This is a genomic window from Xanthomonas sp. CFBP 8151 (genome assembly GCF_011761885.1).
Classification (GTDB): domain Bacteria; phylum Pseudomonadota; class Gammaproteobacteria; order Xanthomonadales; family Xanthomonadaceae; genus Xanthomonas; species Xanthomonas arboricola_B.
This window is the reverse complement of sequence record NZ_JAASQZ010000001.1, coordinates 884950-907284: the sequence shown is the minus strand read 5'-3', so window position 1 is coordinate 907284 and position 22335 is coordinate 884950. Positions and strand designations below refer to the sequence as shown.

Here is a 22335-nt window from a genome sequence, read left to right as displayed (position 1 = left end):
CCTGAGGGAGACGCGTTCACCCCGTCATGGTAGCGGTCTGCTGCGAAGACGATGTGGGCTTGGGGGAGTCGGGATTCGGGATTCGGGATTCGGGAAGCGTCAGGCGGGCACACCTTGTTTGCTTTGGGTGCCGCCTGTTTCAAGGCGATTGGCGCCGGCGGGCAGCGGCGCACTCAACCGAGTCGCCGCACCTCGTTTACGCCGGGCAAGGCATCCAGTTTGCCAAGCAGGCTGGACAGCTGGTCGTAGTCGCTGACCTTCAGGCGCAGGCGCAGTTGCGCCCTGCCGGTGTCGCGCACGTTGTCGCTGTTGATTTCCAGCACGTGCGCGTCCTCCTGCGCGATCAGGTTGGTGATGTCCTTGAGCAGCCAGCGGCGGTCGACCGCGCGCACCTGCACATCCACCTCGTAGCCGCTGCCGGCCTGGCCCCACTCCACCGGCAATACCCGCTGCGGATGCGTCGCGGCCAGACGCGCCAGTGCCGCGCAATCGGTGCGATGCACGGTGATGCCGCGGCCGCGGGTCAGATAGCCGGCGATCGGCTCGCCCGCCACCGGTTGGCAGCAGCGCGCCAGCTGCACCAGCAGGTTGCCCACGCCCTGCACGGTGAACTTGGACTTGCCCAGCCCCTCGCGGCGCGCGGTGGGCCGTGGCGGCGCCGGCACCGCCGGCTGCGAGGCCGCCCGCTCGGCTTCCAGCAGGGCACGGCTGACCTGGTTGGGCCCGGTATCGCCCAGCGCCACCTGGATATACAGATCGTCGACATTCTCGGCGTGGAACTTGCGCGTGGCCACGCTCAGGTCGGCATGCTGCAGGCCCAGCCGCTTGAGTTCGCGATCGAGCAGGTCCTTGCCGGCCTGCACATTGCGCGCGCGATCGAGCTTGTGGAACCACGCGCGCACCTTGTCGCGCGATCGCCCGCTGGCCAGGAACCCGTTGGACGCCAGCAGCCAGTCGCGGCGCGGGTCGGCCTCCTTGGCGGTCATGATCTCGACCCGGTCGCCGCTGCGCAGCCGGTAGGTCAGCGGCACGATGCGGTCGTTGACGCGCGCGCCACGGCAGCGATGCCCGACCATGGTGTGCACGTGATAGGCGAAATCCAGCGGCGTGGCGCCTTGCGGCAGATCGATGACCTCGCCCTTGGGGGTCAGCGCATACACGCGGTCCTCGATCAGCTCGGCATCCAGCGCGCCGGCCAGTTCGCCGTGGTCGCCTTCCTGCACCTGCTCCAGCAACTGGCGCATCCACAGGATCTTGCGGTCGAAGGCCTTCTCGCCGCCCTTGCCGCCTTCCTTGTATTTCCAGTGCGCGGCCACGCCGAGCTCGGCCTGCGCGTGCATCTCGTGGGTGCGGATCTGGATTTCGATCGTGCGCCCTTCCGGGCCGACCACGGCGGTATGCAGCGATCGGTAGTCGTTGGCCTTGGGCCGGGCGATATAGTCGTCGAACTCGCTCGGCACCGGCGCCCACAGCGAGTGCACCGCCCCCAGGGCGGCGTAGCAGGCGGCCACGTCGTCGACCATCACTCGCACCGCGCGGATGTCGTACAGCTGGTCGAAGGACAGGCGCTTTTTCTGCATCTTCCGCCAGATACTGTAGATGTGCTTCGGCCGCCCGCTCACCACCGCGCGCAGGCCCTGCTGGGCCAGCGTCGTCGACAGGGTGCGCTTGACCGCATCCAGATAGCGCTCGCGCGCCACGCGGGTTTCGTCCACCTCGCGGGCGATGCGGCGGTAGGTCTCCGGCTCCAGATGCCGGAACGCCAGGTCTTCCAGCTCCCACTTCACCTGCCAGATGCCCAGCCGGTTGGCCAGCGGCGCATGGATGTCGCGGGTGAGCTGGGCCAGTGCGCGGCGCTGCTCTTCGCTCAGGCGGTCGGCCACGCGCATGCGCGCCAACTGGCGCGCCAGCAGGATCGGCACCACCCGCAGATCGTGGATGATGGACAGCAACAGCCGCCGCAGGCCTTCGCTGTTGCGCCCGGCCTCGCGCCCGGCATGCAGGGCCCAGACCTGGTCGGCCGCATCCAGTCCGTCCAGCAGGCCTTCCACCGCCACTCGCCGCTCGGCCGGCTGCCACGGCAGGCCGGCGATCTTGGCGCGCAGCGCCGGCAGGTCGAACAGCAAGGCCGCAATCAAGGTGGCCTCGTCGGCCGCCAGCAGCGCCAACGCGTCCAGCGTGTCGGCGATCAGCGCCCAGGCCACGTCCTCGCTCTGCGCCGGCAGCTGCTGCCAGGCCTGCGCCAGGGCGTCACGCAGATCTGGCGCGATCGACGCGATGGCGGGACGCTGCAGCAAGGCATGCAGACGCTCGAAGGAGGAACTGGTCACAGCGGTGGACACGGCGATCGGCAACGACACGGGGATGACAGCTACGGTAACGTGCGCGTCACCTTCTCCACAACGCGCAATTACGCTGTCGCTGGCGCAATGCCGCACGCTTGCGCTTATGGTCGGTTCACCCGCCAACGTCTTGATTCGCAACCGCTGTGCGCCGCAATCGGTGCAGTGTTAGAAACCAAGCGGCACGCGCAATCGGCTTTTTACGTGCTTTTTACAACTCGCCCAAACCGCCTGCCTATCCTCCAGTGGCGTCGTCGCTGCGTCCTGCCGCGGCGACGTTATTCCAACCAACTGCGAGGTAGCCGATGAAGACCTGGAAGAAGCCTGTCGTTCGTGAAGTCAACTGTGGCGCCGAGATCAACTGCTACGTCTCCGGCGAATTCTGAGCTCACCTGCCGCCCTTCCTCCCGATGCATGACCGGCAATCGCCGGCAGACAGGTAACAGTTCTCCATGCGCATCATCGTTCTGGGATCGGCGGCCGGCGGTGGGCACCCGCAGTGGAATTGCCACACACCCGCCAGTCGGCGAGCGTGGCAACAAGCCGACGGTGCCCAACGTCGTACCCAGGCCAGCATCGCCGTCAGTGCCGATGGCCAGCGCTGGGTCCTGATCAACGCCTCACCCGATTTCCGTCAACAAATTCTTGCAACGCCCGCACTCTGGCCGCAGCGCGACTTGCGGCATTCGCCGATCGAAGCGGTGCTGCTGACCAGCGGCGAGATCGACCATATCGCCGGATTGCTGTCGATGCGCGAAAGCCAGGCATTCTCGCTGCATGCCAGCAGCCGCGTGCTGGATCTGCTGTCGCAAAACCCCATCTTCGACGCGGTCAATCCCGCCTACGTGGAGCGCCAGCCGTTTGCGCTGGACACGCCGGTGTCGCTGTTGGGCCTGCAACTCACGCCGTTCTCGGTGCCCGGCAAGGTGCCGCTGTTCATGGAATCGCGCAGCGGCGGCGACCTGGCCGGCTCCAACGAAGAAACCCTCGGGCTGACCATCGACGATGGCCGGCACCGCGTGCATTACATTCCCGGCTGCGCGGCGATGACCGACGCCTTGCGCGCGCGCCTGCAAGGCGCCGAACTGGTGTTCTTCGACGGCACGCTGTGGCGCGACGACGAAATGGTGCAACTGGGCATCAGCCAGAAGACCGGCCAGCGCATGGGCCACATGAGCATCGACGGCCCCGACGGCACGATTGCCGCGTTCGCCCCGCTGGATGTGGCGCGCAAGATCTTCATCCATCTCAACACCACCAATCCCGTGCTCGACACCCACTCGCCGGAGTACGCCAGCGCGCGTGCCAGCGGCTGGGACGTCGCGCACGACGGCCTGGAGATCACCCTGTGACCACCCTGCTCACCCCGGACCAGCTGGAAGCGGACCTGCGCGCCATCGGTGCCCGCCTGTATCACGACCAGCATCCCTTCCACGCGCTTCTGCACGAGGGCAAGCTCGATCGCGGCCAGGTCCAGGCCTGGGCGCTGAACCGCTTCGAATACCAGCGCTGCATTCCATTGAAAGACGCCGCGATCCTGGCGCGCATGGAAGACCCGGCGTTGCGGCGGATCTGGCGGCAACGCATTCTCGATCACGACGGCAACAGCCCCAGCGACGGCGGCATCGCGCGTTGGCTGCACCTGACCGATGCGCTCGGCCTGGATCGCACGCTGGTGGAATCCGGCCGTGCGCTACTGCCCGGCACCCGTTTCGCGGTGCAGGCCTATCTGCAGTTCGTGCGCGAAAAAAGCCTGCTCGAGGCGATCGCCTCCTCGCTGACCGAGCTGTTCGCCCCCAACATCATCGGCCGGCGGGTGGCCGGCATGCTCAAGCATTACGACTTCGTCTCGCCCGAAGCGCTGGCCTATTTCGAGCATCGCCTGACCGAGGCGCCACGCGATTCGGATTTTGCGCTGGACTACGTCAAGCAGCACGCCGATACCGTCGAAAAACAGGCCCTGGTCAAGGCCGCGCTGCACTTCAAGTGCTCGGTGCTGTGGGCGCAGCTGGATGCATTGCACGTGGCTTACGTCGCCCCCGGCATCGTGTGGCCGGATGCGTTCGTGCCCGACCGCGACGCCAGCCGGGCCGCGGCGTGAGCAGCATTACCCGCGACAGCCAGCCGGCCCTGCGCGCAGGCGTGCGCCTGCAGCACGACCGCGCGCGCGACCAATGGGTGCTGCTGGCGCCGGAACGGGTGGTGGAGCTGGACGAGATCGCACTGGTGGTGGCGCAGCGCTACGACGGCACGCGCTCGCTGGCGCAGATCGCGCAGGAACTGGCGGGCGAATTCGCTGCCGACGCGGCCGATATCGAGATTGATGTGATCGAACTCACCAATACGCTGCATCAGAAGCGCCTGCTGCGGCTATGACCATCGCCCCGCCGCCACTGTCGGTGTTGCTGGAACTGACCCATCGCTGCCCGTTGGCCTGCCCGTATTGCTCCAACCCGATCGCGTTGGCGGCGCTGCGCGAGGAAATGGACACCGCCGGCTGGCGCTCGCTGCTGCAGCAGGCCGCCGACATGGGCGTGCTGCAGGCACATTTTTCCGGCGGCGAACCGATGCTGCGCAAGGACCTGCCCGAGTTGGTGGCGCATGCACGCGCGCTCGGGCTGTACAGCAACCTGATCACCTCCGGCGTGGCCGGGGGCGAGCCGATGCTGGACCAGTTGCAGGCAGCCGGACTGGAGCATGTGCAGCTGAGCGTGCAGGACGTCGACCCGGCCGGTGCCGACCGTATTGCCGGCTATCGCAACAGCCTGGCGAAGAAGCGCGAGTTCGCCGCGGCCGCGCGTGCGCGCGGCCTGCCGCTGACGCTCAATGCGGTGCTGCATCGCCATAACGCCGGGCGCGTGCCCGGCATGATCGCGCTGGCGCTGGAATGGCAGGCCGAACGCATTGAAGTGGCGCATACCCAGTACTACGGCTGGGGCCTGCGCAATCGCGCCGCGCTGATGCCCAGCCGCGAGCAGCTGATGGCCACGATTGATGCGGTGGAAACCGCCCGCCGCGAGCTCGGCGACCGCCTGGCGATCGACTTCGTCACCCCCGATTACTACGCCCGCCAGCCCAAGCCGTGCATGGGCGGCTGGGGCCAGCGCTTCGTCAACATCTCCCCGCGCGGCGATGTGTTGCCCTGCCACGCGGCAGAGACTATCGACGGCATGCGCTTTGACAACCTGCGCGAGCGTTCGCTGGCCGACATCTGGAACAACGGCGAGGCCTTCGTGCGCTTCCGCGGCACCGCATGGATGCCGGAGGTCTGCCAGGGTTGCCCCAAGCGCGAGATCGACTGGGGCGGTTGCCGCTGCCAGGCGCTGGCGCTCAGTGGCGATGCCGCCACGTTGGACCCGGTCTGCGAACGCTCGCCGCGGCATGCCCAGGTGCGCGCCACCGCCGAACGCGAAGCCGCCGCACCGCCGCCGGAGTTCGTCTACCGCCGCCCCGGCCGCCCCGAACGCGCGGCATCGGCCAGCGCAGACGCACGCATCGCCGACGCGCCGTAGCCGGCTGCGGCAGGCGCGGGCTAGCGTCTACACTAGCCGCCTCCTCTGATCGGATGGCCTCCATGTCGCTCGCGCGCCGCATTCCCTTGCTGGTCTGCCTGACCCTCGCCCTGAACGCCGCTCCGGCCCTCGCGCAGCGCGCGGTGCAGGGCGACCTGCAGTCGCAGATGAGCGCCGAACAGTTCAAGGCCGCCGGCCTGGACAAGCTCGATGCCGGCGAACTGGCCGCGCTCAACGACTGGCTGCAGGGCAAGGTCGCCAAGGAAGCTGCGGTCGTGGTCGAACAGGCCAAGGAGGCCGGCCGCCAGGAAGTGATCGTCAAGAACCGCGGCTTCTTCGATTTCGGCAGCAACGAGCCGATCCAGAGCAACATCGTCGGCGAGTTCAAGGGCTTTTCGAAGGGGCGCGTGTACACGCTCGCCAATGGCCAGGACTGGGAGCAGACCGACGCTGCGACGTTGTCGGGCGTGCGCAAGGAGGCGCCCAAGGTCAAGATCAAGCCGGGTCTGGTCGGCGTGTGGTATCTGCAGATCGAGGGTTACAACACGCAGGCCAAGGTGCGCCGGGTCAAGTAAGCGCGCCGGAACACTGCCGGCCCGTCACCACAGACTGCGGCAGGCCACCCGGAGAACACGCATGCGTTGGATGACACGTTGCAGCCTGGCGGTGCTGGCGTCACTGGCCTGGTTCGCAGGCGCTGCGCCTGCAGGCGCGGCCACGGCGCCCCCGCTGTCAGCGCAGCAGTGCGCCGCAGCGCCCGAGGTCGGCATCGACCAGGCGCTGGTGTGCTATCGCGATGCCATCGAGCGCCAACCGCTGGTCTACCGGCGTGTGGCCACCAGCACGGTGGACGGTGTCGAGCGGCGCGATTACCTGCTGACCTCGCAGCAGTGGTCGCCGGAGGACCTGGTGCAGCCGGCCAGCTGGCAGCACGATGTGGCCATCTACGTGCCGGCGGATGCGTTGCCGACGCGTGCGCTGCTGATCTCCACCAATGGCACCCGACAACCGGCCGATGGCGGCGCGCCGCAACCGTCCAGCGAATTGCCGCCCGAGGCCCTGGCCGCAGTGGCGCAACGCAGCCGCACCGTGGTGATCGCGCTCGGCGATCTGCCCAGCCAGGCACTGACCTACCGCAACGATGGCAGGCCGCGCCGCGAAGACGACAGCGTCGCCTACAGCTGGTCGCTGTTTCTGGCATCGCCGCAACGACGCAAGACCATGCCGCTGCATGTGCCGATGGCCGCGGCGATCGCGCGCACCATGAGCCTGGCCGAACGCGAATTGGCGCCGCTGCAGATTCATCGCTTCATCCTCGCCGGCGCCTCCAAGCGCGGCTGGGCCAGCTGGCACGCCACCATTGCCGATGCGCGCGTGGAGGCCGTGGTGCCGTTCGTGATCGACATCCTCAATATGCCGGCCGTGCTCGAGCACATGTCTCGGGCCTATGGCGGCAACTGGCCGATCGCATTCGGCGCCTATGCCAGGCAGGGAATCACCGCGCAGCTGCACACGCCGGCATTTGCGCAACTGGTGCAACTGCAGGACCCGCTGAGTTATCTGCACACGCCGCAGCGCAAACGCCTGGCCGTGCCCAAGTACATCGTCAATGCCAGCGGCGACGATTTCTTCCTGCCGGACAACACGCAGTTCTTCTACAACGCGCTGCCCGGCAGCAAGGCGCTGCGCATGGTGCCCAACAGCGCGCACAACGGCATCCGCGCCTCGATCGTCGACAGCCTGGTGCCCTTCGTGAACCGGCTGCAGCAGCAGCGTGCATTGCCGACGGTGCGCGATTCCCTGCACGCAGGCGAACATTCGCAGATCCGCTTCCGCTCCTCAGAGCGCCCTGCGCAATTGCGTCTGTGGCAGGCGAACAACCCGGCAGCACGCGATTTTCGCTATGCCTGCGGCATTCGTTACAGCGCCACGCCGATCGCGCCTGCGCGCGGCAACACGGTGTCGGTACCGGTGCAGACTCCCGATGCCGGCTGGAGCGCGTACTTCGTCGAGGCCACCTACGCGGACGGCTTCGTCGCCACCAGCCAGGCCTACGTGCTCGGCAAGCAGCAATACCCGACGCAGGCGCCACCCACCGACGGCGCGGCCTGCAGCACCTTGCCGGGCACTGCCGCTGCGGCGCCTGCACGCTGAGTCGGCGGCTCCGCGGATCGCTCACCCAACCAGGCCGGCCGTCTCGATATCGAGGGTCGATGTCGACGCTGCGCCAGGACCGACAACGGTGCTAGCGGTCAGAATAAGCCATGAGTTGAGTGGACACTTTTGCCCGCCTTGCGCAATCAAGTCCGCATAAACGATGTCGAACCGAGCTATTTTGCACTTGAGTCCGCCGACAAGATCGATCCAACCCGACTGAACCATTGACATCGTTGTCACCAACTTCTACACAGGCCGCTACTCGCCGATCGCATTGGCCGGTCGGACGAATCCAAAGGACTGCACGTGGCTGCGACTTCGCGTTCTGCTCTCGCTTCTGACCTGCCCACCGCACCGGTCGCCACCGGCTTCATCGCGGCCGACGTGGGTGGCACGCATGTGCGGGTCGGCCACATCGCGCGGGCAGGCACTGCTGCGAGCGAGTTGTCGCATTACCGCACCTACCGCTGCGCCGAACACGCCAGTCTGGAGGCCATCCTTGCCGACGTCCTGCAGCAACGGCGCGACGTCGAGGCCGTGGTGATCGCCAGTGCCGGGGTCGCGCTGGACGACGGCAGCTTCATCAGCAACAACCTGCCATGGACGATTTCGCCGGGCCGCATTCGCGCCACGCTCGCCGTGCCCAGCGTGCGCCTGGTCAACGATTTCGAAGCGGTGGCCTACGCCGCACCGCTGATGGAACAACGCGCCGCGCTGCAACTGAGCGGACCGACACCCCGGCATGCGCGCACCACCGGCCCAATCCTGGTGGTCGGCCCCGGCACCGGGCTGGGTGCGGCGGTCTGGATCGATGCCAAGCCGCAGCCGATCGTGCTCGCCACCGAAGCCGGCCAGGTCGCCCTGGCCAGCAACGACGGGATGGAGCTGCAGCTGCTGCGGATCCTGCTGCGTGGCGAGCGCTATCTACCGCTCGAACATGTGCTGTCCGGACCCGGCCTGCTGCATCTCTACAACGCCCTGTGCGAATTGCACGGCGCCACTCCACGCCACCGGCTGCCGGCCGCGATCACGCATGCCGCGCTGCGCGACGACGATGCGCTGGCACGCGACTGCCTGCAGATCTTCTGCGCGGTGCTGGGCAGCGCGGTCGGCGACATGGCGCTGGCCTACGGCGCGGCCGGCGGCATCTATCTGGCCGGCGGCTTTTTGCCGGCGATCGGGCCGTTTCTGCAGAGCAGCCGCTTTCGCGAGCGTTTTCTGGACAAGGGACGCATGCGCGCGGTGCTCGAACGCATTCCGGTCAAGTTGGTCGAGCACGGGCAACTGGGCGTGCTCGGCGCGGCCAACTGGTATCTGCAACACCCCGCTGACCTGTCGTAAGCGATCCACCACGCGCTCGGCCCCGAGCGCGCGTCTGCAAGACCCGCATCCGGCGTGCAGCAGCCCGCCGTCCATCCCTGTGCGTGATGAGGAGAGACATCATGAAATACAGCACCACCCTGCTGTCCAGCGCGATCGCGTTGTCGCTGGCATTCGCTGCGCAAGCCCAGGACGCGGTCGACCGACAGGCCACCGATCTGGATGCCGTGCAGGTGGTCGGCATCCGTGCCAGCCTGGAAAGATCGCTCGACACCAAACGCAACAACGCCGGCATTTCCGAAGCGATCACCGCCGAAGATATCGGCAAGTTTCCAAGCACCAACGTAGCCGAGGCGCTGTCGCAGATTCCCGGCGTCACCCTGGACCGGCGCTTCGGCCAGGGCGAGCGCGTCAGCATCGACGGCACCGACCCCAGCCTCAACCTGTCGTTCCTGGACGGCCACCCGGTGGCCCAGGCGATCTGGCTCTATGGCGAGCAACCCAGCCGCGGATTCGATTACACCTTGCTGGCGCCGCAAATACTGGGCCGTGCGGAAATCCTCAAATCCTCCGAAGCGCGCCTGACCGAAGGCAGCCTGGGCGGCACCGTGTTGATGCACACCCGGCAGCCGCTGGACCTGAACGTCAACGAGGTGGCCGCCTCCATCGGCTACAGCTACAGCGAGCAGGCCAGCGAAGGCAAACCGAACGCGGCGCTGCTGTATAGCTGGAAGAACGCGGCCGACACCTTCGGCGTCGCCGTGTCGGCGCAGCATTACGAAGAACGCGTCGATCGCCGCGGCATGGAAGTGTTCGGCTACGCGCCGGCCGGCACGTTCGCCAATGCCGCAGGCGGCGTGCCCGCCGATGCGGACGTGCCCAATTCGATCAACGCAGCCTGGTTCCAGCAGGATCGCGAGCGCAACAGCGCCGTGGTCAACCTGCAACTCAAGCCCAGCCAGGCGCTGGAATTCAACCTCAGCGGCCTGTACATCAACGAAAACTTCGACAACTACAACCAGTCGATGTACAGCTTCCTGACCTGGAATGCCGGCACGGTCGCGGCAGTGGATCAACTCGGCGGCCTGCGCAATGGCGTGGTGACCAGCGGGCATTCCGCTGCCAATGCCGACCCGCTCGGCGGCACCGTGATCTACGACAACAACGTGCGTGAATCGGAAGTGACCACCAAGGGCCTGGACCTGCGCGGTGCATTTCGCGGCGACGGCTGGGGATTGAATGGGCAGGTGGGCCAAAGCAGATCCGAGAACAAGGATCTATCGCAGTATTTCATCGAGCCGTTCTACAACGGCGGCTTCAGCTGGGATACGCGGCGCGGCATCCGTTTCGACGATCCGGCGCGTGCGCGCGATCCGGCCAGCTGGGGGTCTGCCGGCGGCTGGTTCGGCAATAACGGCATCTTTTCCACCGAAAGCAAGGACACCTACGGACAACTCGATCTGAATCTGCAGTTCGACAGCGTGTTCAACCAACTGCTGCTGGGCGTACGTCATGGCAAGCATGAGGAACGCTTCGAGCTCAACGTCTATGGCGGCGTGACGCCGGGCACGCTGGCCGACGTGGGCACGATCGGGCTGACCGATCTGCAGGATTTCTATCCGGATCACGGCCGGCATGTGCAGGCAGGCCGCAACAACGTGCTGAACTGGATCCGCAACAGCCCGGTCGATTACGCCGCGCCGGATCCGGCCAGCTATCTCAACAACACCTGGGCGCTGCAGCAGACCAATAACGCCGCCTACGCCCAGTTGAATTTCTCCGGCGGCGGTTTGCGCGGCAATCTCGGGCTGCGGTATGTCGATTCGAAAACCGAGGGCAGCGGCTTCGTCTACAGCGGCACGCCCACACTGCAGAACGCCGGGGACCTGTGGCAGACCCGCACGCGCAAGGAGGATTTCCTGCTGCCCTCGCTCACGTTGTCCTACGAGGCCGCCGACGATTGGGTGTTCCGTCTTGCCGCAGCCAAGGTGATCGCCTGGGCGCCGTACAACCAGATGGTCAACAACACCTTCCTCAACGACACCACACTGACCGGCAGCGGCGGCAATGCCGAGCTGTCGCCGTACGAATCCTGGAACTTCAACCTATCGGCCGAGTATTACTTTGCGCAGCAGTCGGTGGTGGCGTGGTCGCTGTTCTACAAGAAGATCGACAACTACATCGACACCAGCGCCAGCGTGGAGCGCCAGTACAACGCGCTGCGCGATACCGCGCCGCAGAGCTGGGCGCAGTTGCTCGGCAGCAACGGCTGCACCGCCGATGGCTATTGTGATTACAGCATCCAGCGGCCACGCAATGCCGGCGATGGCAAGGTCAAGGGCTTCAACATCGCGTTCCAGCAGCCATTCGGCGACAGCGGTTTCGGCCTGACCGCCAACTACACCTACGCCAATGGCGAAAACAACACCGGCGATGCCCTGCCCTACCAGTCGCGCAACAGCGTGGCAGTCAGCCCGTACTACGAAAAAGGCCCGCTCAATGCACGGCTGACCTACAACTGGCGCGACAGCTATCTGGCCGGCGGTTACGTGGCCGGTGCCGCGCCGGCAAGCGTGGATGACTACGCCGAACTCGGCGCAAGCATCGGCTATGCGTTCAGCCCGAACTGGTCGCTGCAGATCGACGCGCAGAACCTGCTGGACGAGCAATACCTGCAGTACCTCGGCGACACCGACCATCTGGCCGGTCGCTACAGGAGCGGGCGCCGCTACATGGCGAGCCTGCACATGAAGTTCTAAGCGCGGCTGGCAAAAAGCACGGCGCTCACCGCCAGGCGGGCGCGGCCGGCACTCGGAATCGGCATGCACCACCCGCAGATGCCGGTTCAGAGCGCGCCTTCCACGCCCTGCTGACGACTGCTCGCTGAGTTTCGTTGGCCGTTCCAAGCGCAGCGCTCGGCCTGGGCCGCCAGTCGATGGCAGAACCTGCGCGGACACAGCGCGCTGGCGATGACGGCAAGCCGTCATCGCCAGCGCATCGATCACCATTCAGTTGCGCAACGCAGCCACCCGCTGCGACAGCTTCTTCGCCGACACGCCCGACCTGGCACCCAGCTCCTGCGCGAACACCGACACGCGCAATTCCTCCAGGTCCCAGCGTAGCGACTGCCATTCATCACGTTGCTGCAGACCACGCGCAGCCGCCTGGTCCAATGCATCCACGAACGGCTTGAGTTCGAGCATGCGTGCCTGGTCGCGGGCCGGATCGCGTTTGGCGCGCTCGGTCCGCAGGATCATCGCCTTGAGATAGCGCGGGTAATTGGCCAGCGCCTCGGCCGGTGTTTCGCGCAGGAAGCCGGCGTGCACCAGCGCACGCAGCTGCTGCTCCATATCGTCCAGGTTGCCGCGCGCCCAGCCCATCAGCGGCGCTTCCAGCAGGGGCTTGAGCTCGGCCACCGCGGCGAGAATGCTTTCGGCCAGCTTCAGCCGTTCCATCGCCTCGCCGAACAGGCGCTTGATCGCCTCGTCGCGGCGCTGCGCAAAGGCACCGGGGTCGCGGATCGCGCCCAGACCATCGGCCAGCACTGCGTTGAGCGCGGCATCGACCAGATCGCCGCGCAGGCGTTCCTGCGATTCGATCGCCGCGTACAGCAGGCCGGTCTTGGGCGACACCGGCAACTGCTTGCGCGCCTGCTTGCTCTTGTCGGCCAGCGCGATTTCCAGCAGCCGGCGCACGCCGCGCGGATGCGCCTGCGCCGCCTCGTTGCGGTCGGCAAAGATGCGTAGCGCCGCGTCGTCGCCCCGATCCACCAGCGCCGGATAGGCCGGCACGCCGGCTTCGCCGGCAACCTGTTCGGGAATCGGCGTGGACGGAAAATCGCGCAAGCCCTCGGCAGCCAGCGCGCGCCCTGCACGCGCGGCAAAGGCCTGGCCGGCACGCTCGCCAAAGCGTGCGCGCAATCCATCCAGATCGCGCGACTCGGCCAGCACCTTGCCGCCGTCATCGCGCAGGCGCAGGTTCATCAGCAGATGCGTGTCCAGCGACTCTTCGTCGAAATCCAGCGCCGCCACCTGGGTGCCGGTGGCCTTGGTCAGGAAGCGCGCCAGCTCGCCGCGGATGTCGTCGGCCGAGGCGATGCTGTAGGCCTCGTAGAACGCGCGTCCGAAATCCGGCGCCGGCACATAATTGCGCCGCTGCACCTTGGGCAGGCTGCGAATCAGGGCCGATGCCTTGTCGGCAACGAAGCCCGGCGCCAGCCACGACAGCCGCGCCGGATCCAGCGCGTTGAGCAGGTGCAACGGCACATCCAGCGTCACGCCGTCATCGATGGCGCCCGGCTCGAAGCGGTAATGCAGCGGCAGCCGCGCATCGCCCAGCGGGAAATACTTCGGAAAACGATCGGCCTCGCTGCCTTCGCCCGGCAGCAGGTCGTTCAATGTCCAGTGCAGGCTGCGGCGCTTGTCCGGCGGCAGGCCTTTCCACCATGCATCCAGCCCGCTGGCCGAATGCAGTTCGGCCGGAATGCGGTCCAGATACCAGCGCGCCTGCCAGTCTTCGTCGGCAACGATGCCGGCGCGACGCAGCTTGGCTTCTTCTTCGCGCGCCTGCTCCAGCACCTTGAGGTTGTCGGCGATAAACGCCGCACGCGTATTGATTTCGCCCGTGACCAGGCCCTGGCGCACGAACAGGTCATGCGCGCCGGCGGGGTCGATCTTGCCGAAATGGACCGGCTTCTTCGGCGCCAGCACCAGGCCGAACAGGCTGATCTGTTCGGACGCTACCACCTGCCCCTGCGCACGCGACCAATGCGGGTCGAAATGCTTGCGCGCCAGCAGATGTCCCAGCTCGGCGATCGCCCAGTCCGGCTCGATCGCGGCATTAGTCATGCCCCAGACCTTTTGCGTATCCAGCAGCGTGGCCGCCAGAATCCACGGCGGCGGCTTGCGTGCCAATGCCGAGCCAGGAAACGGCACGAACCGGCGTTGCCGCGCGGCGAGAAAGTCGCCTTTTTCGGTGCGATGGCCGATCTGCGTCGGCAGGCCCGCCAACAGCGCGCGATGCAAGGCCTGATACGCCGCCGCACGTTCGCGCTCGCTGGTGCGTGCCGCCGCTTCGGCCGCTTCGGCCTGTTTGGCGGCAGCAGCAGAGACGTGTTGTGCAGGTGGCGCGTTCGGATCCGGCTTGCCTTCGCGTGCCAGCCGCGCAGCGCGATGCAGCTGCCCGCGCGTGGGCCGGTTGGCGTTGTGCCCATCCTCGCGCGCAGGCGCGCTGGCACCGGCCAGCAATGGCGCCAGCATCGCGGTGGCGGGCTCTTCGCTCCAACCCAGCTCTTCGCACAACAGGCGCAGCTGCCGATGCAGCTCGCGCCACTCGCGCATGCGCAGGAAGCCGAGAAAATGCCGGTTGCACCAGTCGCGCAGCTTGGACTGGGTGAGATCTTCGTGCACCTGTCGGTACGCCTCCCACAGCCGCAGGATGCCGACGAATTCCGAGCGTGCATCGGCAAACAGCGCATGCGCGTTGTCGGCCGCTTCGCGTGCTTCGGGCGGGCGCTCGCGCGGATCCTGGATGCCCAGGAAGGCGGCGATGATGATCATCTCGCGCAGGCAGCCGTGCTGTTGCGCAGCCACCAGCATGCGCGCCAGCTTGACGTCCACCGGCAGGCGCGCCATCTGGCGGCCGGTCGCGGTCAAGCGCCGTTCGGCATCGATCGCGCCCAGCTCCAGCAACTGCTGCCAGCCGTCGGCGACCGCACGCTCGTCCGGCGCTTCCAGGAACGGGAAATCCTCGATCCGCCCCAGGCCCAGTTGCAGCATGCGCAGGATCACGCCCGACAACGACGAGCGGCGGATTTCCGGATCGGTGAATGCAGGCCGCGCGGCAAAATCCGCTTCGGCATACAGGCGGTAGCAGATGCCTTCGGCGATGCGCCCGCAGCGGCCCATGCGCTGATTGGCGCTGGCCTGCGAGATCGGTTCGATATGCAGCCGGTCCAGCTTCTGGCGCGGGCTGTAGCGCTTGATCCGCGCAAAACCCGGGTCCACCACGTAACGGATGCGCGGCACCGTCAGCGAAGTTTCGGCCACATTGGTGGCCAGCACCAGGCGCCGACGCGGCCCCGGGTTGAACACCCGGTCCTGGTCGGCCGCCGACAGCCGCGCATACAGCGGCACCACTTCGGTTTCGCGGTACTTGCGCCGTTCCAGCGACTGGTGCGCATCGCGGATCTCGCGCTCGCCGGGCAGGAACATCAGCACGTCGCCACGCGGATCGAGGCGGGTGATCTCGTCGATCGCCGCCACGATCGCATCGTTGACGGTGCGTTCGCCATCGCGGCCATTGCCACGCTCGCTGTCGCCGCTGTCGCCGGCCTCGCCTTCGAGCGGCCGGTAGCGCACCTCGACCGGAAAGGTACGGCCTTCCACATCGATCACCGGCGCGTTATCGAAATGCTGTGCGAAACGCCCGGTATCGATGGTGGCCGAGGTGACGATCAACTTGAGATCGGAGCGCTTGTGCAGCAACTGCTTGAGATAGCCGAGCAAGAAATCGATGTTGAGGCTGCGTTCGTGCGCCTCGTCCACGATGATGGTGTCGTAGGCCGACAACCAGCGGTCGCTGGCGATCTCGGCCAGCAGGATGCCGTCGGTCATGAACTTGATCCGCGATTGCTCGCCGACCCGGTCGGTGAAGCGCACCTGGAAGCCCACCGTGGTGCCCAACGGCGTCTTCAGCTCCTCGGCTACGCGCGCCGCCACCGCGCGCGCGGCGATCCGGCGTGGCTGGGTGCAGCCGATCATGCCGGCCGCACCGCGCCCGGCCGCCAGACACAGCTTGGGCAGCTGGGTGGTCTTGCCAGAGCCGGTTTCGCCGGCGATGACGACAACCTGATGGTCACGGATCAGCGCGACGATGCGCTCGGCCTCGCGCGCGATCGGCAGTTGCTCGTCCAGCGTGATGGCCGGCTGCTGCTCGGCGCGCGCCTGGCGTTGCGCCTGCGATGCCGCCAGCGCCTGCTCGAACGCCTCCCGCACCTGCGCGTTGCCGGGCTTGCCTTGCCAGCGCGACCATAGACCGAGCAGCCGGCCACGGTCGCGGCTCATCGCGCCATCGACGGCGCGGCGGCGCTCACGCAAGGTGGTGGCAAGGTCGGTGTCGATAGCGCTCATTGATGGAAAAATGTGAAAGATTGAATGACAGAAGATCCTTTAGCCTGTCTATTGTGACCCGATATCAGTTCCCTCAGGAGGATCATTCCCATGTCCAAGAAAAAGAACGCCAACAAGCCCGTCGTCATCAATGAAGCACTGGATGCACTTCCGGTCGCCGCAGCATCGGCACCACACATCGATATCGGGATCAAGGACAGCGATCGCAAGCAGATCTCCGACGGTTTGGCCCGCTACATGGCTGACGCCTTCACCTTGTATCTGAAGACCCACAACTTCCACTGGAATGTCACCGGGTCGATGTTCAACTCGCTGCACACCATGTTCGAGACCCAGTACACCGAACAGTGGGCCGCGCTGGACGAAGTCGCCGAGCGCATCCGTGCCCTGGGCTACAACGCACCGGGCTCCTACAGCGAGTTCGTCGCCCTGACCTCGATCCCGGAAGAACAGGGGCTGAGCGACAGCGCCGACTGGCGTGAAATGGTGCGCCAGCTGGTCAGCGGCAACGAAGCGGTCTGCCGTACCGCGCGCAAGGTGCTGGGTACCGCCGACGACGCCGGCGACGATCCGACCGTGGACCTGCTGACCCAGCGCCTGCAGACCCACGAAAAGTACGCCTGGATGCTGCGTTCGCTGCTGCAGTAACCCCCTGGGCTTCGCCCTGCGGGTTGCCCAAGGTTTCGCTGCGCCGAAACCTTGGACCCCTGCTCCATTAGTTAGACACTGAGCCTTCTCCCCTCGGGGCGAGGAGGCAAAGCTGGCGCGCCATGGGCGCGCGTGCCTTGGAGCGCCCGCGCCGCAAGCGCGGGCCGGGGCGCGGAGCGGGGGCTGGGGTGAGGGTACGGAGCGAAGCTCACGTGGCCCACCCACTGCGCGGCCACTGCCCGTTTGCTGCGCCGTCGGTCCTGCCCCGGCATACGCTTAGGTGTGCATTTTCCCGCCACGCCCAACAAATCACGGCAATCCCCGACCCGCCATCGCGCAGCACCGCCGGCATGACACCGACCAGGGCTTGACCCGCGCGGTATCCTAAGCGGATGTCTTCCCCCGCCCACGAACTGCTCAGCCGCGTCTTCGGTTACGACGACTTCCGCGGCCCACAGCAAGCCATTGTCGAACATGTCGCTGCGGGTAACGATGCCCTGGTGCTGATGCCCGCCGGTGGCGGCAAGTCGCTGTGCTATCAAGTGCCGGCGCTGTTGCGCGACGGCATCGGCATTGTGGTCTCGCCGCTGATCGCGTTGATGCAGGATCAGGTCGAGGCCCTGCGCCAGCTTGGTGTGCGCGCCGAATTCCTCAACTCCACGCTGGACGCGGAGAACGCCCAGCGGGTCGAACGCGCCTTGCTGTCGGGCGATCTGGACCTGCTCTACGTCGCGCCGGAACGCCTGCTGACCCAGCGCTTCCTGTCGTTGCTGGAACGTAGCCGCATCGCGCTGTTCGCCATCGACGAGGCGCATTGCGTCTCGCAATGGGGCCACGATTTCCGCCCCGAGTACCGCCAGCTCACCGTGTTGCACGAACGCTGGCCGCAGATCCCGCGCATGGCGCTGACCGCCACCGCCGATCCGCCGACCCAGCGCGAGATCGCCGAACGCCTGGATCTGGTCGACGCGCGCCACTTCGTCAGCTCCTTCGACCGCCCCAACATCCGTTACACCGTGGTGCAGAAGGACAACGCGCGCAAGCAGCTACAGGAGTTCCTGGGCCGCCACCGCGGCTCGGCCGGGATCGTCTATGCGATGTCGCGGCGCAAGGTCGAAGAGACCGCGCAGCATCTGTGCTCGCAGGGCTTCAATGCCCTGCCCTACCACGCCGGCCTGCCAGCGGAGGTGCGCGCGGAAAACCAGCGCCGCTTCCTGCGCGAGGACGGCATCATCATGGCCGCCACGATCGCCTTCGGCATGGGAATCGACAAGCCGGACGTGCGCTTCGTGGCGCATGTGGATCTGCCCAAATCGCTGGAAGGCTACTACCAGGAAACCGGTCGTGCCGGCCGCGATGGCGACCCGGCCGAGGCCTGGCTCTGCTATGGCCTGGGCGATGTGGTGCTGCTCAAGCAGATGATCGAACAGGGCGAAGCGGCCGAGGAGCGCAAGCGGCTGGAGCGCGCCAAGCTCGATCACCTGCTCGGCTACTGCGAATCGATGCAATGCCGCCGTCAGGTGCTGCTGGCCGGCTTCGGCGAGACCTATCCCAAGCCCTGCGGCAACTGCGACAACTGCCTGACGCCCGCCGCCGCGTGGGACGCCACCGTGGCCTCGCAGAAGGCACTCAGTTGCGTGTACCGCAGCGGGCAGCGCTTCGGGGTCGGCCATCTGATCGACATCCTGCGCGGCAGCCAGAACGAACGCATTAAGCAGCTCGGCCACGACCAGCTGAGCACCTATGGCATCGGCGGCGACCTGGACGAGCGCACCTGGCGCGGGGTGTTCCGCCAGCTGGTGGCCGCCAGCCTGCTGGAGGTGGATAGCGAAGGCCATGGCGGGTTGCGCCTGACCGATGCCAGCCGCCAGGTGCTCAAGGGCGAGCGCCAGGTGATGATGCGGCGCGAGAACCCGGCTGCCGGACGCGAGCGCAGCGCGCAACGGACCGGCCTGCCGGTGCAGCCGCAGGATCTGCTGCTGTTCAATGCCTTGCGCGGCCTGCGCGCGGAACTGGCCAAGGAGCAGAACGTGCCGGCCTTCGTGATCTTCCACGACAGCACGCTGCGCAATATCGCCGAACAGCGGCCGACCAGCATCGACGCACTGTCGCGTGTCGGCGGTATCGGTGGCGGCAAACTGGCCCGGTATGGAGCGCAGCTGATCGAGATCGTGCGCGAGCAGGGCTGATGCAGCAACATGTGTCATCGCGGTGGCGGCGCCGGCACAAAAATCCGCAGAATCGACAGCGCGCATTCAATCAGCCGTTGCTAGTTTCACCAGGCGATCTGGCACGCGCTGTCAGTCACTCTCAAAAGAGTCCACCCGATGAAACGCAGCCTGCTTCTCCTGGCCACCCTGTTTGCCGCCGGCAGCGCGCTCGCCCAGGCCGGCGAGAGCAGCGCCGAGCCGGCGTCGGCGCGATCGCTGGACCTGAGCGTCCCGCAAGCCCCGCTGCAGTACCGCTCCGACCCCGAGTACAGCACCGACCCGCCGGGCACCTTCTACGGCGACAAGAGCGGCCCCAAGCCTGCGCTGACCCGCCCCAGCGCCGCCTCGCTTGCCGCCGAACGCGCCGAGCAATGCCAGGGCAAGCTGCATGGCGCGGTCGAAACCGGCATGGGCTACTCCAGCCGCGGCGGTAACAGCAACTGGCAGGCCGTCAACCTGAATTCCTGCAAGACCTATTACGACGACGACGGCAAGGCGCACCAGATCGGCGTCAGCATCAGCGTCGGACGCGGCGAGGGGGCGCTGTTCGGGCCGCGCTACGGCCCTGGCGGCTATGGCCCTGGTCCGTTCGGCTGGTAGGCGTACGGTGCGGTCTGCGTTGACAAAGGGTTCACTGCCGCATCGCTGAGAATGTGGCCTGCCTTACGAGACGTGCTCATGTCACAGAACAAGGAACGGCCAGTTGTATTCGTCGTCGAAGACGGCGATGGCACCCGACAACTCAGCTGCCTTGTACTGGAGAGCTATGGTTTCACCTGCCGCAGCGCAGGCTCGGTCGAAGAAGCGCTGGCCCTGATCGAAAGCGATCCACGCGTCGATGTGCTGTTCTCCGATATCCATTTCCCGGGCGGCCTGACCGGCGTGGACCTGGCGCTCAAGACGACGCACGCGCCCTACAACCTGCCGGTGCTGCTGACCTCTGGACTGGCGGTCGAGTATGTGGAAGAGATCCTGCCGGATGGCGTGGCCTTCCTCGAAAAGCCCTATACCCCCGAGCAGTTGCTGGGCGCGATCCGCAGTGTGATGGCCAAGCACCGGGTGCCCTCTACGCCGGTCGCATGATACGGGCAGCCGCAGCCGGATGGCCGCCCACGCTCTCGGCATGAAGTAGCACTGGTCGCGCGATGCGTGGGCAACGGGGAGGCCACGGCCGGGGGACCGCGCAGCTCATGGCACAACGGATGTGGGGACTGGCCCGACACGCTGTCGGCGCAGCCCCGATTTACCCGGTGCCTTGCTCGTTTAGACTGCAGCCACCGGACGCGAGGCCTGTTGGGCCGCTCAACTCGCGAGGCGCTGAGCACGCCCCTGTCGGGACACTGTCGGCATCGGGGTGAGACGCATCACGTCGTAGTTGGTTGTTCGTCCACCAGCCTGGTTGCGCGCGCTATCTCAGACGATGAAGTCATTCGCGCGCAAGCGCAGGCGACTTGAGTTTGCAGTCGAAACGCTCGATACCTGCGCGACCACGGTGCCTGCGCCCCAGCGGACGTGACGTGGCTCCCAACCTGCAGCGCGATCCGTGCCGATGCTCGTTGTTGCTTAGCTCACGCGCCGTCATTGCGTGCGCATCGAGTCGATAGCCTCCATAACCGATGTCCTGACGCTGCTGCTGCTTCTGTTCCTGCGACTGGAGACTTACCGGCTTGCCGTTGCAACACACGCAAACACAGCGTCAGTCGTGCCTGTATGGCGACGACAGCGTGGGCAGGCAGATGCCGAGCAACCGCGCTCGCAGCCATAGGGTGTTCTTGCGGGATTGGCGATGTATCGCCGCTGCGAGTCACGAATGCAGTGTATTTCACGCCATCAAGCAAGCCGCTCGCTAGGCTGATGTCGGTGCAGCACTTGGCTGCGAAGACTTCAGGAAATTCTCATGGGCGACAATTCGTTTCTGTCACCGGCCTTCATCATTCTGGTCGTCGGTGTGATTGCCGTAGTGTTCTGGTTGGTGACGCGCGCCAAGAAGAAGCGCAACAAGAAATAAGCGATGAAGCAAGCGGGTCTGGCACCGGCATACGCAACGCAGTTCGCGCTCGATACGCGGTTGCCCTGAAGTGCTCATGCCGGGCGCTGGTTTAGAAAACCAGGCCGGCCTTCGCCTGGTGCGGCTTACGCCTACTTTCCGCGCAAAAGCGCACCGGTGCCGTAGCGGCCTGAACAGCGATGCACCGTAGCCATATCGCCATGTTGAGGCCGCATGGCGCTTGATGCAGATAACGCATCAGCAGCATCGACACGCGACCGCAGTGCGATCACGCGCGTCCGACAGCCGGATGCCAATCAAAAACGCTCGCCTGTCGGCAGGTAGCGCCATTGGCCGATGGCCAGCTTGCCCAGCGACACGCGGCCCACGCGCAGGCGCCGGATGCTGACCACCTCCAGTCCCACCTCAGCGCACATGTAACGCAGCTGACCGGGTTGCACGTGCTTGATCGCAAACCGCAGACGCTCCTCGTTTTGCCAGCTGACCTTGCACGGCGACAGACTGCGCTGTTGATACACCAGACCATGCGCAAGACGCGCCATGCCATAGGGACGCAGCTCGCCGCGTACCTCCACCAGGAACTCCTGTTCGATGGACGTCGCGTCGGCGTTGAGCCTGCGCAGGACGCGGCCGTCCTGGCTCAGCACCAGCAAACCGCTCGCCTCGTCCTCCAACGGCAACGGCGCGTGCAGGCGCAGGAAGTGCCGCTTCAGCACACGCATCTCGAGCTGGTCGAGTGCGCTGCGCGTTGCCGGAGTAGCCAATGCCAGCGCCGCTGCAGCGCTCATCCCTGCCGGCTTGTGCAGCAGCAGCGTGGCGGGCTCGGCAGGTTCGAGCACGGCGTTTTCCGCCAGCGTCACCTGCGCTGCAGTCGCCAAGGCTTGCGGCTCTTCGACCACGCCCCCGTCCACGCTGACCCAGCCGCCTTCGATGTATTGCTGCGCCTCTCCACGCGAGCAGCCGAACAGCGCGGCCACGCATTTATCGAGACGGATCGGATCGGACATC

General features: G+C 66.4%; 16 protein-coding genes and 1 other RNA gene. 14 read left to right on the top strand and 3 right to left on the bottom strand.

The window, feature by feature from the left end; genetic code table 11:
- Positions 1 to 173: 173 nt before the first annotated feature.
- The gene (locus tag FHT08_RS03810; protein ID WP_166774771.1) at positions 174 to 2354 is read right to left on the bottom strand and encodes a bifunctional (p)ppGpp synthetase/guanosine-3',5'-bis(diphosphate) 3'-pyrophosphohydrolase; all 2181 of its coding nucleotides are present in this window, start codon (positions 2352 to 2354) and stop codon (positions 174 to 176) included.
- Positions 2355 to 2647: 293 nt separating this feature from the next.
- Between FHT08_RS03810 and pqqA the strand changes: the two genes are divergently transcribed.
- The 10 genes from pqqA to FHT08_RS03760 all read left to right on the top strand — a co-directional run bounded on the left by pqqA (position 2648) and on the right by FHT08_RS03760 (position 12230).
- Complete coding sequence (pqqA, locus tag FHT08_RS03805) at positions 2648 to 2728, top strand: pyrroloquinoline quinone precursor peptide PqqA (RefSeq protein WP_002812057.1); 81 nt, start codon at positions 2648 to 2650, stop codon at positions 2726 to 2728.
- 66 nt (positions 2729 to 2794) lie between these two features.
- The gene (pqqB, locus tag FHT08_RS03800) at positions 2795 to 3694 is read left to right on the top strand and encodes a pyrroloquinoline quinone biosynthesis protein PqqB (RefSeq protein WP_166774343.1); all 900 of its coding nucleotides are present in this window, start codon (positions 2795 to 2797) and stop codon (positions 3692 to 3694) included.
- On the top strand, positions 3691 to 4443 hold the full coding sequence (gene pqqC, locus FHT08_RS03795; protein WP_047127017.1) for a pyrroloquinoline-quinone synthase PqqC: 753 nt from the start codon (positions 3691 to 3693) through the stop codon (positions 4441 to 4443). Before pqqB ends, pqqC begins: the two co-directional genes overlap by 4 nt.
- A complete protein-coding gene (pqqD, locus tag FHT08_RS03790) occupies positions 4440 to 4718 on the top strand; it encodes a pyrroloquinoline quinone biosynthesis peptide chaperone PqqD (RefSeq protein ID WP_047127018.1) in 279 nt (92 codons plus the stop codon). The genes pqqC and pqqD overlap by 4 nt, the downstream gene beginning before the upstream one ends.
- Positions 4715 to 5854 carry a pyrroloquinoline quinone biosynthesis protein PqqE gene (gene pqqE / locus FHT08_RS03785; RefSeq protein ID WP_166774342.1) on the top strand — a complete coding sequence of 380 codons (1140 nt, stop codon included), beginning with the start codon at positions 4715 to 4717 and terminating at the stop codon, positions 5852 to 5854. Before pqqD ends, pqqE begins: the two co-directional genes overlap by 4 nt.
- Before the next feature lie 62 nt (positions 5855 to 5916).
- Positions 5917 to 6429, top strand: coding sequence for a hypothetical protein (locus tag FHT08_RS03780; protein ID WP_166774341.1), 513 nt, complete (start codon positions 5917 to 5919; stop codon positions 6427 to 6429).
- Between the two features lie 61 nt (positions 6430 to 6490).
- Complete coding sequence (locus FHT08_RS03775; protein WP_166774340.1) at positions 6491 to 8008, top strand: PhoPQ-activated protein PqaA family protein; 1518 nt, start codon at positions 6491 to 6493, stop codon at positions 8006 to 8008.
- Positions 8009 to 8317: 309 nt separating this feature from the next.
- Entirely contained in the window at positions 8318 to 9352 is a 1035-nt protein-coding gene (locus FHT08_RS03770; protein ID WP_166774339.1) for a glucokinase family protein, read from the top strand.
- 101 nt (positions 9353 to 9453) lie between these two features.
- Positions 9454 to 12090, top strand: coding sequence for a TonB-dependent receptor (locus tag FHT08_RS03765; protein ID WP_166774338.1), 2637 nt, complete (start codon positions 9454 to 9456; stop codon positions 12088 to 12090).
- Positions 12091 to 12153: 63 nt separating this feature from the next.
- A non-coding RNA gene (locus FHT08_RS03760) (sX9 sRNA) lies at positions 12154 to 12230 on the top strand.
- Between the two features lie 109 nt (positions 12231 to 12339).
- Here FHT08_RS03760 and hrpA read toward each other — a convergent pair.
- Positions 12340 to 16461: an ATP-dependent RNA helicase HrpA gene (gene hrpA, locus FHT08_RS03755; protein ID WP_166774337.1), complete on the bottom strand. Its 4122-nt coding sequence runs from the start codon at positions 16459 to 16461 to the stop codon at positions 12340 to 12342.
- Between the two features lie 90 nt (positions 16462 to 16551).
- Between hrpA and FHT08_RS03750 the strand changes: the two genes are divergently transcribed.
- The 4 genes from FHT08_RS03750 (at position 16552) to FHT08_RS03735 (ending at position 20402) form a co-directional block, all read left to right on the top strand.
- Positions 16552 to 17109 carry a Dps family protein gene (locus FHT08_RS03750; protein ID WP_016903711.1) on the top strand — a complete coding sequence of 186 codons (558 nt, stop codon included), beginning with the start codon at positions 16552 to 16554 and terminating at the stop codon, positions 17107 to 17109.
- Positions 17110 to 17501: 392 nt separating this feature from the next.
- Positions 17502 to 19298, top strand: coding sequence for a DNA helicase RecQ (gene recQ, locus FHT08_RS03745; protein WP_166774336.1), 1797 nt, complete (start codon positions 17502 to 17504; stop codon positions 19296 to 19298).
- Positions 19299 to 19436: 138 nt separating this feature from the next.
- A complete protein-coding gene (locus FHT08_RS03740) occupies positions 19437 to 19919 on the top strand; it encodes a hypothetical protein (RefSeq protein ID WP_166774335.1) in 483 nt (160 codons plus the stop codon).
- A 78-nt stretch (positions 19920 to 19997) separates the two neighbouring features.
- Positions 19998 to 20402, top strand: coding sequence for a response regulator (locus FHT08_RS03735; RefSeq protein WP_166774334.1), 405 nt, complete (start codon positions 19998 to 20000; stop codon positions 20400 to 20402).
- A 1221-nt stretch (positions 20403 to 21623) separates the two neighbouring features.
- Here FHT08_RS03735 and FHT08_RS03730 read toward each other — a convergent pair.
- Positions 21624 to 22334, bottom strand: coding sequence for an rRNA pseudouridine synthase (locus FHT08_RS03730; RefSeq protein ID WP_166774333.1), 711 nt, complete (start codon positions 22332 to 22334; stop codon positions 21624 to 21626).
- Between the last annotated feature and the right edge of the window lies 1 nt (position 22335).

Bases quoted from the DNA above. Each gene is read 5' to 3' on its own strand.
- pqqA (WP_002812057.1), top strand. From the start codon at position 2,648: ATGAAGACCTGGAAGAAGCCTGTCGTTCGTGAAGTCAACTGTGGCGCC.
- pqqB (WP_166774343.1), top strand. From the start codon at position 2,795: ATGCGCATCATCGTTCTGGGATCGGCGGCCGGCGGTGGGCACCCGCAG.
- pqqE (WP_166774342.1), top strand. From the start codon at position 4,715: ATGACCATCGCCCCGCCGCCACTGTCGGTGTTGCTGGAACTGACCCAT.
- FHT08_RS03780 (WP_166774341.1), top strand. From the start codon at position 5,917: ATGTCGCTCGCGCGCCGCATTCCCTTGCTGGTCTGCCTGACCCTCGCC.
- FHT08_RS03775 (WP_166774340.1), top strand. From the start codon at position 6,491: ATGCGTTGGATGACACGTTGCAGCCTGGCGGTGCTGGCGTCACTGGCC.
- FHT08_RS03765 (WP_166774338.1), top strand. From the start codon at position 9,454: ATGAAATACAGCACCACCCTGCTGTCCAGCGCGATCGCGTTGTCGCTG.
- hrpA (WP_166774337.1), bottom strand. From the start codon at position 16,461: ATGAGCGCTATCGACACCGACCTTGCCACCACCTTGCGTGAGCGCCGC.
- FHT08_RS03750 (WP_016903711.1), top strand. From the start codon at position 16,552: ATGTCCAAGAAAAAGAACGCCAACAAGCCCGTCGTCATCAATGAAGCA.
- recQ (WP_166774336.1), top strand. From the start codon at position 17,502: ATGTCTTCCCCCGCCCACGAACTGCTCAGCCGCGTCTTCGGTTACGAC.
- FHT08_RS03740 (WP_166774335.1), top strand. From the start codon at position 19,437: ATGAAACGCAGCCTGCTTCTCCTGGCCACCCTGTTTGCCGCCGGCAGC.
- FHT08_RS03735 (WP_166774334.1), top strand. From the start codon at position 19,998: ATGTCACAGAACAAGGAACGGCCAGTTGTATTCGTCGTCGAAGACGGC.
- FHT08_RS03730 (WP_166774333.1), bottom strand. From the start codon at position 22,334: ATGTCCGATCCGATCCGTCTCGATAAATGCGTGGCCGCGCTGTTCGGC.